This window comes from Streptoverticillium reticulum (assembly GCF_047456005.1).
In the GTDB taxonomy this organism is placed as follows: Bacteria; Actinomycetota; Actinomycetes; order Streptomycetales; family Streptomycetaceae; genus Streptomyces; species Streptomyces reticulum.
In genome coordinates, this window is record NZ_CP179755.1 from 1,810,707 (window position 1) to 1,827,056 (window position 16,350).

Annotated in this window: 14 protein-coding genes; 1 reads left to right on the forward strand and 13 read right to left on the reverse strand. The window is 72.9% G+C overall.

The features are described from left to right. Window positions 1-5 precede the first annotated feature (5 nt). From ACMATS_RS08145 to ACMATS_RS08205, 13 genes are all read right to left on the reverse strand, one after another. The gene (locus tag ACMATS_RS08145; protein ID WP_336417135.1) at window positions 6-656 is read right to left on the reverse strand and encodes a 1-hydroxy-2-methyl-2-butenyl 4-diphosphate reductase; all 651 of its coding nucleotides are present in this window, start codon (window positions 654-656) and stop codon (window positions 6-8) included. Further along, on the reverse strand, window positions 656-2,674 hold the full coding sequence (shc, locus tag ACMATS_RS08150) for a squalene--hopene cyclase (protein ID WP_414167480.1): 2,019 nt from the start codon (window positions 2,672-2,674) through the stop codon (window positions 656-658). The genes ACMATS_RS08145 and shc overlap by 1 nt, the downstream gene beginning before the upstream one ends. Before the next feature lie 155 nt (window positions 2,675-2,829). Beyond that, on the reverse strand, window positions 2,830-3,915 hold the full coding sequence (locus ACMATS_RS08155; protein ID WP_391154715.1) for a polyprenyl synthetase family protein: 1,086 nt from the start codon (window positions 3,913-3,915) through the stop codon (window positions 2,830-2,832). Between the two features lie 49 nt (window positions 3,916-3,964). Then, on the reverse strand, window positions 3,965-5,425 hold the full coding sequence (gene hpnE, locus ACMATS_RS08160; RefSeq protein ID WP_414167481.1) for a hydroxysqualene dehydroxylase HpnE: 1,461 nt from the start codon (window positions 5,423-5,425) through the stop codon (window positions 3,965-3,967). Window positions 5,426-5,504: 79 nt separating this feature from the next. Continuing rightward, the gene (gene hpnD / locus ACMATS_RS08165) at window positions 5,505-6,455 is read right to left on the reverse strand and encodes a presqualene diphosphate synthase HpnD (RefSeq protein ID WP_390782476.1); all 951 of its coding nucleotides are present in this window, start codon (window positions 6,453-6,455) and stop codon (window positions 5,505-5,507) included. Further along, window positions 6,452-7,351 (reverse strand): squalene synthase HpnC, encoded by a 900-nt coding sequence (hpnC, locus tag ACMATS_RS08170; RefSeq protein WP_390782475.1) that lies wholly within the window; start codon window positions 7,349-7,351, stop codon window positions 6,452-6,454. The genes hpnD and hpnC overlap by 4 nt, the downstream gene beginning before the upstream one ends. Before the next feature lie 381 nt (window positions 7,352-7,732). Continuing rightward, complete coding sequence (locus ACMATS_RS08175; RefSeq protein ID WP_414170677.1) at window positions 7,733-8,488, reverse strand: ABC transporter ATP-binding protein; 756 nt, start codon at window positions 8,486-8,488, stop codon at window positions 7,733-7,735. A 4-nt stretch (window positions 8,489-8,492) separates the two neighbouring features. Then, window positions 8,493-9,428, reverse strand: a complete 936-nt coding sequence (locus tag ACMATS_RS08180) for an ABC transporter permease (RefSeq protein WP_390777975.1) — start codon at window positions 9,426-9,428, stop codon at window positions 8,493-8,495. A gap of 78 nt (window positions 9,429-9,506) precedes the next feature. Further along, a complete protein-coding gene (locus ACMATS_RS08185; RefSeq protein ID WP_390777976.1) occupies window positions 9,507-10,388 on the reverse strand; it encodes a glycosyltransferase family 2 protein in 882 nt (293 codons plus the stop codon). Window positions 10,389-10,402: 14 nt separating this feature from the next. Next, entirely contained in the window at window positions 10,403-11,182 is a 780-nt protein-coding gene (locus ACMATS_RS08190; RefSeq protein ID WP_390777977.1) for a CDP-alcohol phosphatidyltransferase family protein, read from the reverse strand. Beyond that, complete coding sequence (locus ACMATS_RS08195; RefSeq protein WP_390777978.1) at window positions 11,160-12,221, reverse strand: iron-containing alcohol dehydrogenase family protein; 1,062 nt, start codon at window positions 12,219-12,221, stop codon at window positions 11,160-11,162. The genes ACMATS_RS08190 and ACMATS_RS08195 overlap by 23 nt, the downstream gene beginning before the upstream one ends. Beyond that, the gene (locus tag ACMATS_RS08200) at window positions 12,209-12,961 is read right to left on the reverse strand and encodes a sugar phosphate nucleotidyltransferase (RefSeq protein ID WP_414167482.1); all 753 of its coding nucleotides are present in this window, start codon (window positions 12,959-12,961) and stop codon (window positions 12,209-12,211) included. The genes ACMATS_RS08195 and ACMATS_RS08200 overlap by 13 nt, the downstream gene beginning before the upstream one ends. Beyond that, entirely contained in the window at window positions 12,958-14,949 is a 1,992-nt protein-coding gene (locus tag ACMATS_RS08205) for a DUF5941 domain-containing protein (RefSeq protein ID WP_414167483.1), read from the reverse strand. Before ACMATS_RS08205 ends, ACMATS_RS08200 begins: the two co-directional genes overlap by 4 nt. Before the next feature lie 347 nt (window positions 14,950-15,296). Between ACMATS_RS08205 and galE the strand changes: the two genes are divergently transcribed. Further along, entirely contained in the window at window positions 15,297-16,283 is a 987-nt protein-coding gene (gene galE / locus ACMATS_RS08210) for a UDP-glucose 4-epimerase GalE (RefSeq protein WP_390777980.1), read from the forward strand. Window positions 16,284-16,350: the final 67 nt, after the last annotated feature.

The window sequence follows — 16,350 nt, forward strand, 5'->3', positions numbered from 1 at the left end:
CTGGCTCACCTCCTGGGGAGCAGCAAAGAACGGTGCCATTCGAAAAAAGCCGGAAGGACGGTGCGGAGTACGCGGAAAGCTGATATTCCACCCCGCAAGGTCCCGATTCGGACGAGTTCATGTTCTGGAGCGTCCACGACCACCCGGACGGCCGCAACCGGGCGCGGACCCGTCCTCACCGCGCTTCGGAGCGTGGCGGCGGACTCCATGTCCACCGCGAGTGCGCCGGAGGCGTGCAGTCCGGCGCGCTCCGCGCCGCGCACGACGTGGTCCGAGCCGACCAGCGGCCCGGTGTGGATGACGCGGCCGGGGACGGCACGGGCGAGCTCCTTGGCGAGGATCTCGGAGCCGAGGCACTCGGTGCGGCCCTCCCCGTCGCGGGTCTCGTCGGCGACGACCAGGTCGCCCGGGTGCATGCCCGGGGCGAGGCCGGCGCAGAAGCCGGTGGCGATCACGGCCGCCTCCCGCAGCGGACCGCCCTCGGCGAGGGCCCGGGTCACGGCACGGTCCGCCGCCTGGGGGCCCATGCCGGTGCGGAGCACGGTCACGGGCCCGGCCGCGCCGCCCGTGCCGCCGCGCAGGGCGAGGCGCTCGATGCCGAGCGCGCAGGCGATCAGCAGCGGTGCGGGGGCGGGCGTGCCCGTGCCGGGGGCCATCAGCTCTCCCGTGGTTCCTGTGCCCGGTCCACGGCGAACGGTTCGCCGTGCAGGTACCGGCCGAGCGCGGTGAGCGGGAACACCTGTCGGTACAGGTGGTAGTTGATGGAGAAGTCCCACGGGAAGCCGGTTCCCGTGAAGTACGGCTCGTCCCAGGAGCCGTCCTCGCGCTGGGTGTCGGCGAGCCAGGCCACGCCCCGGGCGACGGCCTCGCTCTCCCGCTCGCCCGCGGCGAGCAGGGCCATCAGGGCCCATGCGGTCTGCGAGGCGGTGGAGGCGCCGCGGCCGATCCACTCCGGGTCGCGGTAGGAGCGCAGGTCCTCGCCCCAGCCGCCGTCGGGGTTCTGCACGCCGCCCAGCCAGTCCACGGCCCGGCGGATCGCGGGGTGCGCGACGGGGAGCCCGGCGGCCACCAGGGCGGGGACCACGGACCCGGTGCCGTACAGGTAGTTGACGCCCCAGCGGCCGAACCAGGCGCCGCTGGGCTCCTGTTCGGCCAGCAGCCAGGTGATGCCGCGCCGGGTGCGCGGGTCGTGCTCCCTGCCGAGGACCGAGAGCATCTCGACCACGTGCGCGGTGACGTCGGCGGACGGCGGGTCGATCACCTCGCCGAAGTCGCAGAACGGCAGCCGGTCGGGGAACTTGCTGGTGTTGTCGGCGTCGAAGGCGCCCCAGGCCCCGTTCTTCGACTGCATGCCCAGCGTCCAGCGGGCGGCGCGCTGGAGTGCCGTCTCGACGCGCCGCGGGTCGGGGTGGGCGATGCGCCGCAGGGCGAGGATCACCTCGGCGGTGTCGTCGATGTCGGGGTACTTGTCGTTGTGGAACTCGAACGCCCAGCCGCCCGGGGGAAGTTCGGGCCGCCGCACGGCCCAGTCCCCGGAGCGCAGGATCTGCTCGTCGAGCATCCAGTCGGCCGCCTTGACCAGCGCCGGGTGGTCGGGCGCCACTCCGGCATCGACGAGGGCCACGGCCGCGAGACAGGTGTCCCAGACCGGGGACTGGCAGGCCTCGATCATCCGGGCCTCGCCGTCCTCGCGCGGAACGGCGAAACGGTCCAGCGACTCGAGCCCGGCACGCAGCACGGGGTGGTCGAGGTCGTAGCCGAGGAGGTGCAGCGCGATGATCGAGTAGACGGCGGGCGGCTGGATCCCGCCCCAGCAGCCGTCGTTCTCCTGGCGCTCGACGATCCAGCGCGCCGCGGAGTTGACGGCGGAGCGGCGCAACGCGCCGATGGGGAACCTGTGGTAGAGGTGCAGCGCCTTGTCCAGGCGCTGGAAGAAGCCGTCCCAGCTGGCGGCCGGCGCGAGCGGGCGTGGCGGGTTGGGCCGGCGCGGGTCGGTGTGCAGCTCGTCGAGGCCGAACGGCGCGGGGCGCACGGGGCGGTGGGCCGCGACGACGGTGAGCGGCACGATGGTCTGCCGGGCCCAGCAGCCGAAGGCGTAGATGTTGAGCGGGAACCACTTCGGCAAGTAGATGATCTCCGGCGGGAGTTCGGGGAGATCGTCCCAGCTCCACCAGCCGAAGAGGGCCAGCCAGATCCGGGTGAAGACCCGGGTGGCGGCGATACCGCCCTGCTCGCGGACCCAGCCGGAGGCGGCGGCCATGTGCGGCGCTTCGGGTCCGTCCCCCGCGAGCCGGAGGGCGACATAGGCCTCGACGGTCGCGGAGAGCTCGGCGGGCCCGCCGTGGAAGGTGGCCCAGGTGCCGTCCGGGCGCTGCTGGGAGCGGATCCAGCGGGCGGCGCGGCGGGTGGTCTCCTCGTCCCGGATGCCCAGGAACTGACGGAGCAGCAGGTCCTCGGCGTCCATGGTGACGTTGGTCTCCAGGTCGCCCTTCCACCACCCCTGCTCGTCCTGCCTGGACAACAGGTGTTCGATGGCGCGGGCCGCGGCCCGCTCTGCGGCCTCGTGCGTCTTCGCCGCCCCCGCGGCCGCGGGCAGGGGCTCGGCGGTCGTGCTGTGTCCGGCCTCGGCAGCGCGGGGCGGATACGCCCCGGTGCCGTCGGTCGTCGCTGTCATGGCTTCCCCTTATTGCAGTGAGTTACGTCAATGCCGTACTGCTGACTGCCGTACTTCGGGGTTGCGTCGGCCGGTGCCGCACGGGGCACCGGCCGGCGACTGCGCGCTAGATCGGGTGAATGGGAATCATCTCTCCGTAGCCATCTCTTCCGTGGTCATCTCTTCCGTACGACGACGAAGTCGGCGAGCGCGACGAGCTGCGCCCGGACCTCTGCGGGCATGTCGACTCCGTTGAGGGCCTCGATCGCGGTGGCGTACTGGCGGCGGGCCTCCCGGGAGGTCCACTCCCGGCCGCCCGCCTCCTCGATCAACGCCGCGCGGGAGGCGAACTCCTCCTCGTCGAAGTCGGCGAGCTGGGCGTCCGTGAGCTTCGCGTCGGCGGCGAGGATCCCGGCGAGCCGCTCGGACGCGGGGCCGCCGGCCGCGAGGGCGGCGACCACCGGGAGCGACTTCTTGCGCTGGCGCAGGTCGCTCCAGGTCTGCTTGCCGGTGGCCGCCGGGTCGCCCCAGATGCCGAGCAGGTCGTCGACGGCCTGGAAGGCGAGGCCGAGGTGGTGGCCGTAGGACTCCAGGACGTCGGCGGTCTTGTCGTCGGCGCCGCCGAGGACGGCACCGATCGAGGCGGCGCAGGCCAGCAGGGCACCGGTCTTGTTGCCCTCCATCTCCAGGCACTCGGCGACGGTGACCCGCTCACGGTGCTCGTAGGAGATGTCCTGGGCCTGGCCGTCGATGAGCTTGCGGGTGGCGGTGGTCAGCCGGCGGGTGGCCCGGCCGGCCTCGACGGTGCCCAGCTCCAGCAGCAGCTCGTTCGCCAGCGCGAAGAGGGCGTCGCCGACGAGGATGGCCTGCGCGGGGCCGTGCAGCTTCCACACGGTCTCCCGGCCGCGGCGCTGCTCGTCGCCGTCCATCAGGTCGTCGTGCAGCAGCGAGAAGTTGTGCACGAGCTCCACCGCGACGGCGCCCGGCACACCCACCCGGGGCTCGGCGCCCGCGGCCTCGGCCGAGAGCAGCGCCAGGGCGGGGCGCACGGCCTTGCCGCTGTCGCCGTGTGCCGGGCGGCCCTCGGCGTCGATCCAGCCGAAGTGATAGGCGGCGACGGCGTCCATGGGCGGCACGAGCCGGCCCACGGCCTCACGCAGTACCGGTGCGGCAAGCGCCCGTCCGCGCTCCAGCAGGGCGTTCACGCCCGCGGTGTCGACAGCTGGGATCGCCGAAGTCACGGTCTCTCCTCTGGTGGTCATGCTCACGCGCGCCCCGTCCGGGGGACGCACGCCTGGTCGGCTCGCCGGGTCATGCTTCCGCCTCCCGCAGGGGGTCGCGGTACGGCCGGCCGAGCCCGGAGAGTGCCGCGCTCGCGGCCTGGACACCGCTGCGCACCGCGCCCTCCATCGTCGCGGGCCAGCCCGTGGCGGTCCACGCGCCGGCCAGGTAGAGGCCGGGCATGTCGGTGGCGGCCTGCGGCCGCAGCCGCCCGACCCCCGGGGTGGGGGCGAACGTCGCTGTCCGCTCCCGGGTGACGAAGAAGTCCTTCACGCCGGCTCCCCGCGCGGCCGGCAGCAGCCGCTCCAGCTCCGGGAGATAACGCTCGCGCAGCTCGGCGACAGGCCGGTCGATGTCGTCCTGCGCGGCGGACTGCGACACGGCCAGGTACTGCACGGCGCCGTCCGCCCCGGCGAGCCCGGAGGACTCCGTGCGGTCGAAGACCCACTGCACGGGGCTGCCGAGCGCCGCGAAGAACGGCTGACGGAGAACTTTGCGATCGTATACGACGTGCAGGTTGAGGATCGGCGCGGTGCCGATGTCCAGCAGCCGGTCCGGGTCGTCCAGGGCCCCGTCGGGCAGCAGGGCGTGGGCCTCGCGCTGGGGCACGGCGAGCACGACCGTGCCGGCGTCCAGCCGCTCGGTGGCGCCGGGCCCGGACTCGGTGTCCACGTGCCAGCCGCCGTCGTCGCTGCGGGTGACGGCGGTGGCGCGGGTGCGCAGCGCGGTGCGCACCCCGGCCCGGTCAAGGGCGGCGCGGGCCCGGGTGTCGTGCAGCTCGCCGAGCGGGACGTGGGCCCAGCCGATGTCGGCGGCGCCGGGCGCGGAGAGCAGCCCGGTCTTGAAGACCTTGGCGGCCAGGCCCAGGGAGGCCTTGTCGGCCGTGGCGTTGAGGGTGGCGATGCCCACCAGGTCCCACAGGGCCTCGACGGTGCGGGCGGACTGGCCGTGGCGGTGCAGCCAGGTGGCGAAGTCCACGCCGTCCAGCGCCGGGTCCTCCGGGTCGAGCGCGCCGAGCGCCAGCGCGGCGCGGCCGACCTTGGCGCGCTCGGCGAGCGAGAGGTGCGGGTACGTGGCCAGGCTGGCCGCCAGGTGCAGCGGCACGGGCAGGGCGGCACGGCGCAGCCGGCCCAGGCGCGGGCGCCCGGAGGGGTGGCCCACATCGAGGACGGGCACGTCGAGCCGGTCCTGCAGGGGGGCCAGGTGGCGGGCGCCGACGCGGTCCAGGAACCACTGGTAGGCGGTGCAGCAGCGCAGGTAGACGTGCTGGCCGTTGTCGACGGCCATGCCGCCGCGGCGGAAGGAGAAGGCGAGGCCGCCGAGGCGCGGCCGCCCTTCGAGCAGGGTGACCCGCAGCCCGGCACCGGCGAGTTCGAGAGCGGCCGTGACGCCTGCCAGGCCGCCCCCGATCACTACCGCGGCCGCCCCCAGGGGACGGCCTGCTTCGTCTGTGCGGAGCCGCTCGGGCCGGGTTGTCGTCCCCTCGGTCATGCGCCCACCCCCTCGGCTGCTGTCTGGGACGTCCCCTCCGGGCGGAGGGTTGCACACCGGCCCGTGCGCGTGCGGGTCATCAAGCGCGCCCCCTGGCGGTCGCCCGGTGGACGCTGCGCGCGTCGTACCCGGACAGCCCGCGCACGGCGACGAACGCTTTCTCCCGGCCGGGCAGGGAGACCCGGCGGCGCAGCACGGCCTCCGGCTCCTCGGCGATCCGGTCCAGCAGCCGCCGGTAGATGCCGGACATGGCGGCGACGCAGGCGCCGCTGCGCCGGTCGAGCATGGGCAGCAGCCGCATGCCGGTGGCGAACAGGGCGCGGGCGCGCCGCACCTCGAACTGCACCAGCCCGGTGAAGTCCGCGCCCGGCGGGGGCACGGCGGCGTGGAAGCCGTCCGAGCAGCCGAACTTGGCGAGGTCGTCGGAGGGCAGGTAGGTGCGGCCGTTGGCCGCGTCCTCGCGGACGTCACGCAGGATGTTGGTGAGCTGCAGGGCCAGGCCCAGCGTATCGGCGTACTCCGCAGCGCGCTCGGCGTCCCGTGCGCCGGGCACGGTGCCGAACACGCCGAGCGAGAGGCGCCCGATGGCACCCGCGACACAGCGGCAGTAGACGGCGAGGTCGTCCCAGGACTCGTAGGTCTCGCCGCGGACGTCCATCTGGACGCCGTCGATGAGCTCGTCGAGCGCGCCCAGCGGAATCGGGAAGCGGCGCACGGCGTGCGCGAGCGCGACGGCCACCGGATCGGTGTCGTCCTCGTCGAGCGCGCCGTCCCTTATCCGGGCGAGCGTCGCCCGGGCCTCCTCCAGCCGCAGCCGCTTGGCCTCGGGCTCCAGCGGCCCGTCACCGATGTCGTCGATGCGCCGGGAGAAGGCGTACAGCGCCGACATGGCCCGCCGCTTGGCGGTCGGCAGCAGTCTGATGCCGTAGCTGAAGTTGCCGGCCTGCTGTCCGGTGACGGCCTCGCAGTAGCTGTACGCGGCGAGTACCGGTGCGGACGCGTGTGGCGTTCCGTTCACGGTCCCGCTCACCCCTCTCTTCGCAATGTCGCCCCCACCTCGCGCAGCACGCTGAGCTTGGTGGGCTTCGGCGGTCCGGGGAGCACGTCGTGGCCTGCGGCGGCGACCGCCTTGAGCGCGGCCCTCCCCCCGCCCACGAACCCCGCGAGCAACAGCTTGAGCCTGCCGTGGACGCTACCCACCAGGGGGGTCCCTTCATTCAGCAGGGCCCGGGCGCGTTCCGCCTCGTACGCGACCAGGGCGCGCACCGATGCGCCCGCGGTCGGCCGGGCGAGGTCGGACTCCGTGACACGGAAGCGCTGCATGTCCTCGGCGGGGAGGTAGACGCGGTCGCGTCCCAGGTCCTCGGCGACGTCCTGCAGGTGTTCCACGATCTGCAATGCGGTGCAGACCGCGTCCGAGCGGCGGATCCGCTCGGGGCTTGCGGTGCCGGTGATGCCCAGGACGAGGCGGCCCACGGGGTTCGCGGACAGCTCGCAGTACGCGAGCAGCTCCTCGTACGTGGCGTAGCGGCTCACCCGCTGGTCCTGGCGGTTGGCCTCGATGAGCCCCAGGAAGGGCTCGGGCGTCAGACCGCACCGGCGCACGGTCGGACGGAGGCGGATCAGCAGCGGGTGGCGGGGCCCGGTGCCGCTGTGGTCGAAGACCCGGCACAGGTCGGCCTCGAGGGCGTCCAGCATCGCCGGGCGGTTGTCGGACTGCTCGCGGTCCAGGCCCAGCAGCTCGGCGTCGCGCCCGCCGGGGGCCAGGTCGCCGTCGCCGATGTCGTCGACGAGGCGGGCGTAGCCGTAGACGGCCATCAGGTCGGCCCGCCAGGCGCGCGGCACGAAGAAGGGTGCCACGGGGAAGTTCTCGTGCGCGGCCTTGTCGAGCACGGCACGCGCGTGCGCGTCCGTCCCCGCGGTCATCGCGGGCTGCCCGGACCGGGGACGGCGTACGCGTCTCTGATCTGGGGCGTTCCCGTACCCATTGCCGTCACATCTCCCGTTCTACACTGCCGAGCCAGAACATCCTATTTCGGACACGCCGCAGGCGGCGGCCCTCGCCTTCGGCCCCCTCCGCCGCTTCTCCGGCGCCCCGGCGGCCGGGGGCACGGGGAGTACGGAGGTACACCCTCGCCCGCCGCGGAACAGGCGCAAAAACAGCACGGTACAGCGTACGCCGTACAGGTGCCCGACGCCCGCCGGGGTATGTGCTTGATCCATACAATGCCACGCGCGCCGCGAATCGGCCTTGGTAATAAGGCAGTTGATCGTGACGAACCGGTCAACCTCACGACGTGCTCAGGCTCAGCGGGCGGTTTCCTTCTCGTACGCCCGGACGACCTCGTCCGTCGGCCCGTCCATCAGCAGCTCGCCGCGCTCCAGCCACAGCACCCGGTCGCAGGTGTCACGGATGGAGTTGTTGTTGTGGCTGACCAGGAAGACCGTGCCCGCTTCCTTCCTCAGCTCGCGGATCCGTTCCTCCGAGCGCTTCTGGAAGGCGCGGTCGCCGGTGGCGAGGGCCTCGTCGATCATCAGGACGTCGTGGTCCTTGGCCGCGGCGATCGAAAAGCGCAGGCGGGCGGCCATGCCGGAGGAGTAGGTGCGCATCGGAAGGGTGATGAAGTCGCCCTTCTCGTTAATGCCGGAGAAGTCGACGATCGACTGGTAGCGCTCGCGGATCTGCTCGCGCGTCATGCCCATCGCCAGACCGCCGAGCATCACGTTCTTCTCACCGGTCAGATCGCTCATCAGGGCGGCGTTGACGCCCAGCAGCGAGGGCTGGCCGTCGGTGTAGACCTTGCCGCTCTCCGTCGGCAGCAGACCCGCGATCGCCTTCAGCAGCGTCGACTTGCCCGAACCGTTCGAACCGATCAGACCGATCGCCTGCCCGCGGTAGGCCGTGAAGCTCACGCCCTTGACCGCATGGACCTTGCGCACGCCCGTGCCGGGCCGGCGCTTGATGATGCGGTTCAGCGCCGCGGTCGCACTCCCGCGGCCGGTGTCCGCGCCGTAGACGCGGTACACGATGTGCACGTCATCGGCGATGACGGTGGGAATCATCTCGTCAGCCACGGCCGTAACGCTCCTCAGCCTTCCAGAAGTACACGAAACCACCGATCCCGACGGCCAGGGCCCAGCCGACCGCCAGCGGCCACACATGATGCGGCAGCGGCGACGTCTTCAAGTGGCCCATGAGCGCGTAACGCATCAGGTCGATGTAGACCGCGGCCGGATTCGCACTCATCACATCGATCAGCCACGGGGCGGCGTGCGCCCTCTTGAGGTTGTAGACCAGCGGGTACATCACACCGGACGCATACAGCCACGTCCGCATGATGAACGGCAGCAACTGCGCCAGGTCCGGCGTCTTGCTGCCCATCCGCGCCAGGACCAACGCCAGGCCCGTGTTGAAGACGAACTGCAGCAGGAGCACCGGCGCCACGAGGACCCACGACATGCGGGGCATGTGACCGCAGCTCACCAGCACCAGGACGAGCACGAGCATCGAGTACAGCAGCTGCTGGAGCTGCTGCAGCGCGAAGGAGACCGGCAGCGCCGCCCGCGGGAAGTGCAGCGCCCTCACCAGGCCCAGGTTCCCCGAGATCGCCCGCACGCCCGCCATCGCCGAGCTCTGCGTGAACGTGAAGACGAACACACCCGTCACCAGGAACGGGATGAACGTGTTCGTCGACATCCCCCTCTTGGTGTTCATCAGGATGCCGAAGATGAAGTAGTAGACCAGGGCGTTCAGCAGGGGCGTGGCCACCTGCCAGACCTGGCCCAGCTTCGCCTGGCTGTACTGGGCGGTCAGCTTGGCGCTGGAGAAGGCGGCGATGAAGTGCCGCCGCCCCCACAGCTGCCGCACGTACGCGACGAGTCCGGGCCGGGCGCCGCTGACCGCGAGGCCGTACTTGCCGGCCAGCTCGGCGGCGGTCGGACCGTTGTCGGGGGACGGCGGGGCACTCATGGCGACCGCGCGGTCGTGCGTTGTCTCGCTCACAGTCGACACTCTCGTCCTCTGGGTGCGCTGCCGGAGTGATACCCCGGACCGCGCCCGGGGCTCTCGGACACGAGCCTGTCAGATCACAGGCGGGCGGCCCAGTCTGGTCAGGCGCCACACGGTACGCCACTTCATGGGGCGCCGCGGGCCGCACGGCGTCGTCCAGCCCTCGCGGAAACCGCCGAACCACGCGCGCAGCGCGGGGAGCGACGGACGGCGCGCGAGGGTGAGCAGCAGCCACACGCCCACGTAGACCGGGACCAGGGGCGCGGGCAGGTTGCGGCGGGCGAGCCACACCCGGTTGCGGGCCACCATGCGGTGGTAGACCGCGTGCCGGCTGGGGGCCGTGGTCGGGTGGTGGAGCACCATGTCCGACCGGTAGTCGATCATCCAGCCCGCGTCCAGCGCCCGCCAGGCGAGGTCGGTCTCCTCGTGGGCGTAGAAGAACTCGTCCGGCAGGCCGCCGACCTCGGCGAACACCCGGGTGCGCGCGGCGTTGGCGCCGCCGAGGAAGGTGGTCACGCGCGAGGAGCGCAACGGGTCGGAGGCCCGCAGGCGCGGCACGTGACGGCGCTGGGTCTCGCCGGTGTCGGGGTCGGCGATGCGGAAGCTGATGATGCCGAGCTTCGGGTCGGCCGTGAACGCGGCGCGGCACAGCTCGGCCGTGTCCTGGCCGGGCAGCAGCCCGTCGTCGTCGAGGAACAGCAGGACGTCCACGTCCCGCCCGGCGGGCCCGAAGGCCTCGATGCCGACGTTGCGGCCGGCCGGGATGCCCACGTTCTCGGGCAGTTCGACGGTGCGGACCGTCAGCCCGGGGACGGCCAGCGGGGGCAACGGGGAACCGTTGCCCACCACGACCACCTCGATGGGGTCGCCGTCCTGTTTGGCGACGGACTCCAGCAGGGCCCGCAGCTCCTCGGGGCGGTTGCCCATGGTCAGCACGACGGCGCCGAGCTTCATGGTGTTCTCGCTCCTCATTTCAGCCTGCTGGACGCCAGGATCGACACGAGGTGCAGCAGGGTCTGCAGCATCGCGATGCCCGCCAGGACGGCGGTGCCGAGGCGGGTGAAGAACAGGTCGCCCCGGGTCGCGTCCACGATCGCGAGGACCAGGATCAGCAGGGACGCCTCGATCCCGAGGACCAGGCGGTGGAACTTCAGCGCGGCGGCGGCCTTGCGGGCCAGCGCCATGCCGGACGAACGCGGCTCGGCGGCCGACTCCTTGACCGGCGGCAGGCCGGCCTGGTGACGGGCGACGCCGACGAGGTCCGTCTCGGACTTGATCAGGACGGCACCGAGCGCGGCGAGCGTGCCGAGGAAGGCCCACAGCCAGTCGATCCGGCCGCCGCCCCACAGGTCGGCGGCGCGCAGGCCCAGGCCGACGAGGACCGCGGCGTCGCACAGGTAGGCGGCGACCCGGTCCAGGTAGACCCCGGAGATCGAGTACTGCTTCTTCCAGCGGGCGATCTCGCCGTCGACACAGTCCAGCAGCAGGTAGAGCTGGACCATGACCACGCCGAGCACGGCTCCCGCGATCCCCGGCACCAGGAGGGCCGGGGCCGCGAGGACGCCCGCGACGGTCATCAGATAGGTGAGCTGGTTGGGCGTGACCCTGGTGTTGACCAGGTGCCGGTCCACCCGCAGCGAGATCTCCCGCATGTAGAGGCGGCCGGCCCAGTGCTCACCGCTGCGCCGGTCCTTCACACCCGCGGGGTGGACGACCGGGCGCAGTTCAGCGACTGACGGTTTCTGCATAGTCGGAGAATGCGTCCCTGATCTGGTCGGTGGAGAGGTCGAGGTGCTCCAGGATGGTGTACCGCCCGGGGCGGGTCTGGGGCGCGTACTCCACCGCTCTGACGAACTCGTCGTCGGTGAAGCCGATGTCGCCCGGCAGCACGGGAAGTTCGTGCCGCCGCAGCACCTCGACCATCAGCGCGGATTCCTCGCGGGCACCGCGCAGGTGCATCGCGAAGGCGGCACCGAGGCCGCACTGCTCGCCGTGGCTGGCGGCGCGCCGGGGGTAGAGGAGGTCGAAGGCGTGGTTGATCTCGTGGCAGGCGCCGGAGGCCGGGCGGCTGTCGCCGGCCACGGACATCGAGATGCCGGTGAGCACCAGCCCCTCGGCCAGCACCTGCAGGAAGCCGTCGTCGCTCACGTCACCGGGGTGCCGGAGCACGGCCTCGCCGGCCTGGCGGGCCATGGCGGCGGCCAGTCCGTCGATCGCCTCGCCGGTCTCGCGGTGGGAGAGCTCCCAGTCCGCGACGGAGGAGATGTTGGAGATCGCGTCGCCGATGCCGGAGCGGACGTAGCGCACCGGGGCCTGACGGACGATGTCCAGGTCGATGACGACGGCGATCGGGTTGGGCACGCCGTAGGAGCCGCGGCCCGCGTCGTTGTCGAGGGTGGCGACGGGCGAACACAGGCCGTCGTGCGAGAGGTTGGTGGCCACGGCCACCAGCGGCAGGCCGATCCGCGCCGCGGCGTACTTGGCGCAGTCGATGATCTTGCCGCCGCCGAGGCCCACGACCGCGTCGTAGCGGCCGGACTTCATCGCGTCGCCGAGCCGGATCGCGTCGTCCAGCGTGCCGCCGCCGACCTCGTACCAGGAGGCGCCGGGCAGCGCGGGGGCGAGCCGCTCGCGCAGCGCCGCCCCCGAGCCGCCGCTGATGGCGACGGCCAGCTTGCCGGAGCTGGAGATGCGCTGGTCGGCGAGGACGTCGGCCAGATCGTTCAGCGCTCCGGCGCGGATGTCGACGACGACCGGCGAGGGGATGAGCCTCGTCAGTACTGGCACGCGATCTCCCGGCCCTTGGCGAGGTCGTCGTGGTTGTCGATCTCGACCCACTTCACGTCGCCGATGGGGGCCGTGTCGACCTTGAAGCCGCGCTGGACGAGCTCCTGGTAGCCGTCCTCGTAGTAGAGGTCGGGGTCGCGCTCGAAGGTGGTCTTCAGCGCGTCGGCCAGCTCGGCGGCGGCCTCGGCCTCGATGAGGGTGACACCGATGTACTCGCCGGTCGCATCGGCCGGGTCCATCAGCTTGGTGATCTTCTGGACGCCCTTCTCGGCGTCCACGACGACCTTCATCTCCTCGTCGGCGAGCTTCTTCACCGTGTCGAGGGCGAGGATGATCTTCTGGCCGTTGCCGCGGGCGGCGAGCAGCGTCTTCTCGACGGAGACCGGGTGGACGGTGTCGCCGTTGGCGAGGATCACGCCGCGGCCGAGGACGTCACGGGCGCACCACAGGGAGTAGGCGTTGTTCCACTCCTCGGCCTTGTCGTTGTCGATGAGGGTCAGCGTGACGCCGTACTTGGCCTCCAGCGCCTCCTTGCGCTCGTACACGGCCTCCTTGCGGTAGCCGACGACGATCGCGACCTCGGTCAGGCCGACCTCGGCGAAGTTGGCCAGGGTCAGGTCCAGGACCGTCGTCGCCTCTTCCTCCCCTTCAGGGCCTACCGGCACCAGGGCCTTCGGAAGGGTGTCGGTGTAGGGGCGCAGACGCCGTCCGGCGCCGGCGGCCAGCACGAGGCCGATCATGCGGGTTCTCCTGTTTCGTCGTGGACTGCGGGTGCCCCGGAGGACACCCAGAACCGGATGCTCTCGCCGAGCACCACAAGCGCGATGGCGACGGCGAGGACCGTCAGCGCGATGGCGAATCCCTGGCCGTGCTGCCACAGAGCGGCGGCGGTCGTGACCGCCAGGACCCGCCCCTCGTGCCCGCCGACCGCCCGCACCAGCCAGTGCGGGGGCGCCCCGGTGCCGCCGCGGATGCGGTACACCGTGTCGTAGTGATGGTAGGCGACCGCGGCCACCAGGCCGAATGCCGCCGGGAGGGCGCCGGGGGCGCCGGAGCGGGCCGCCAGGACCAGGATCGTCACGTACTCGGCCGCGCGGAAGGCGGGCGGGACGAGCCAGTCGAGCGGGCCCTTCAGGGGGCGGGCGACGGCCGCGCCGGCGAGGACCGCGTACAGGCCCGCGCCCAGGACCGGCCACCAGCCCGGGGCCGCGTGCCACCACAGCAGGACCAGGAGCACGCCCGTACCCGCGAAGGCGAGGACCGGGGCCGTGGCGCCGCCGCCGGGGCGGCGCGCTGCGGCCCGGGCGGACAGCTCGGCCAGCGGGCCGGAGTCGGCCAGGTCCGCCAGCGCCTGCGCGGCGCGGTCGGTGCGGCGGGCCTTCCGCGTGAGCGAGCGCAGGACGCGGCCGGCCGTGGTGTAGCAAGCGGCCAGGGCGCAGCCGATCAGCAGCACGGTGAAGACGATGCGCGGGGTGGTGAGCGCGGTCAGGACCGCGATCAGCGCCCAGCGCTCACCGATCGGCAGGACGATCATGCGGCGGGCCCAGACCGTCCAGCCGACGCTGTCCAGCCGGTCGGAGAGGGCGGCGGTGGGGCTGGTGTTGGCCGTGGCGTCGTGATTCGCCTCGTTGAAGGAGAAGTCGACGACGTGGCGGCACGTTTGCAGGACCATGGCGCCCAGCGCGAGGGCCCACACGTCGTCGTGGCCGCCACCGTGGGCGGCGCCGATCGCCAGGCCCGCGTAGTAGGCGTACTCCTTGGCGCGGTCGAAGGTCGCGTCGAGCCAGGCGCCGAGCGTGGAGTACTGCAGGGAGTAGCGGGCGAGCTGGCCGTCGGTGCAGTCCAGGACGAACGAGGCGATCAGCAGCACGCCCGCCGCGACGAAGCCGGGCCGGGTGCCGGTCGCGGCGCAGCCGGCCGCGATCAGGGCGGTGAGCAGCGAGGCGGTGGTCACCTGGTTGGGGGTGAGACCGCGCCGGGCGCACCAGCGGGCGATGTAGCGGGAGTACGGGCTGATGCAGAAGGTGGTGAAGAACCCGTCGCGGGACTTCACGGCGCTGCGCAGCCGGACGGCCTCGTCGTCGACGGCGGAGACCTCGGCCAGGGCCTTGGTCCGGGTGTCGTCGTCGGCGGGGACGGTGGCGACGAGCACGCCCAGCTCGGGGCGGTGCACGGCGACGCCTTCGGCTTCGAGACGGGCGATGACGGCGCCGACCGGGACGGCGCCTGCCGATGCCGGGGGGCGCCCGGGGGCGGCGCCGGCACCGGTGGCCGGAGTGGCCGCGGCCCGCGAACGGTCGTGCGCCGCGGCGCCGGGTGCGGGCCTGCCGGGCTCGGCGGCCCCGGACACTCCGGATTCGGCGCTCTCGGGGACACCGGGCTCGGCGCCGGGACCGGAGCCGGCGCCACGGCCGGCGTCGGTATCGGCGCCAGGGGCGAGGTCGGCGCCACGGCCCGTACCGGCGCCTGCGTCGACGCCGGGCTCGGCGTCGGCGCCCCCGGGGGCGCCCCCCGCCTCCGTTACGGCGCGCGCCAGTGCTGCGCGCGCCTCCGGCTGCGCCGATACCGCGCCCTCGACGGCTGCCGCCGGGAAGCGCGGGTCGGTGAGTGCCAGCCGCAGGGCGTGGACGTGGCCGACGAAGCCGGGGTCGACGAGTGCGACCCGCTCGGCCGCGGGCACGGCCGCGAGCCCGTCACGCAGCGCGGCCGCGTCCGCCGCCACGCGCACGTCGAAGCCGAGCGATCGCAGGTCGTCCTCGAGGGACGAGCCTGCGGGCGGCGGGCCGGTAAGGATGGCGGTCGACAGACGAACTCACTCCTTGGAAGCTGACGTGGCCGGCCGGGGCCCCGCGGGGCCGGACGGCGGGTGTGGCGCGCAGGGCCCGGCTGCGGGGCGGCGCACGGCACGTCGGCAGAGGCTATCGGATCACCGGAAGTCGCCGTTCACCGCACGTGCACCGGGCGGCCTCCCTCGGTTGACAGGACGCGCGGGCGGCTCCGGGGGTTCCGCGGCCGGTGCCGGGCCCGCCGGGGACAAAACGGGCGCGGCACCTTGGCTGGAATAGGGTGCCGTGCATGACGTGGCTGATCACAGGCGGAGCCGGATATATCGGAGCGCACGTAGCGCGGGCGATGGTGGAGGCCGGGGAGAAGGTGGCCGTCCTGGACGACCTGTCCTCGGGCAGAGCCGCCCGGCTGCCGGAGGGCGTCCCGCTGGTGCAGGGCACGGTCGCGGACCGGGAGCTGCTGGACCGCGCCCTCGCCGACCTGGACGTGACGGGTGTGGTGCACCTCGCGGCGAAGAAGCAGGTCGGGGAGTCGGTCGAGAAGCCCCTGCTCTACTACCGGGAGAACCTGCACGGCCTGACCGTGCTGCTGGAGGCCGTGGTGGCCGCCGGGGTCGGCAGCTTCGTCTTCTCGTCCTCCGCGGCCGTCTACGGCATGCCGGATGTGGACCTCGTCACGGAGCGGACGCCCTGTCTGCCGATCAACCCCTACGGCGAGACCAAGCTCGCGGGCGAGTGGCTGGTGCGGGCGACGGGGGCCGCGTACGGGATCTCCACGGCCTGCCTGCGCTACTTCAACGTCGCGGGCGCGGCCCGGCCGGAGCTGGCCGACACCGGGATCTTCAACATCATCCCGATGATGTTCGACCGGATCACCCGCGGGGAGCGCCCGCTGATCTTCGGTGACGACTACGACACCCCGGACGGCACCTGCGTCCGCGACTACATCCACATCGAGGACCTGGCCACCGCGCACCTGGCCGCCGCCCGCCGGCTCGCCGGGCGGACCGGGGGCGGGGACCTGACGCTCAACGTCGGCACCGGGCGCGGGGTGTCCGTGCGCGAGATGGCGGACCTGATCGCGGAGACCACCGGGCGTACGGACCTGGTGGCCGAGGTCGCGCCGCGCCGTCCGGGCGACCCGGCGCGGGTCGTGGCCTCGAACGCGACGATCGCCGAGGAGCTCGGCTGGACCGCCCGGCACGACCTCCGCAGCATGGTCGTTTCGGCCTGGGAAGGGTGGTGCCTGCACCACCCCGAGGCACGTCCTCGCTGATCACAGCGCTGAGCCATTGCCGCAGGTCAGAGGCAATGACAACGGTGTTCAGTGCCGCGTTGCCAAT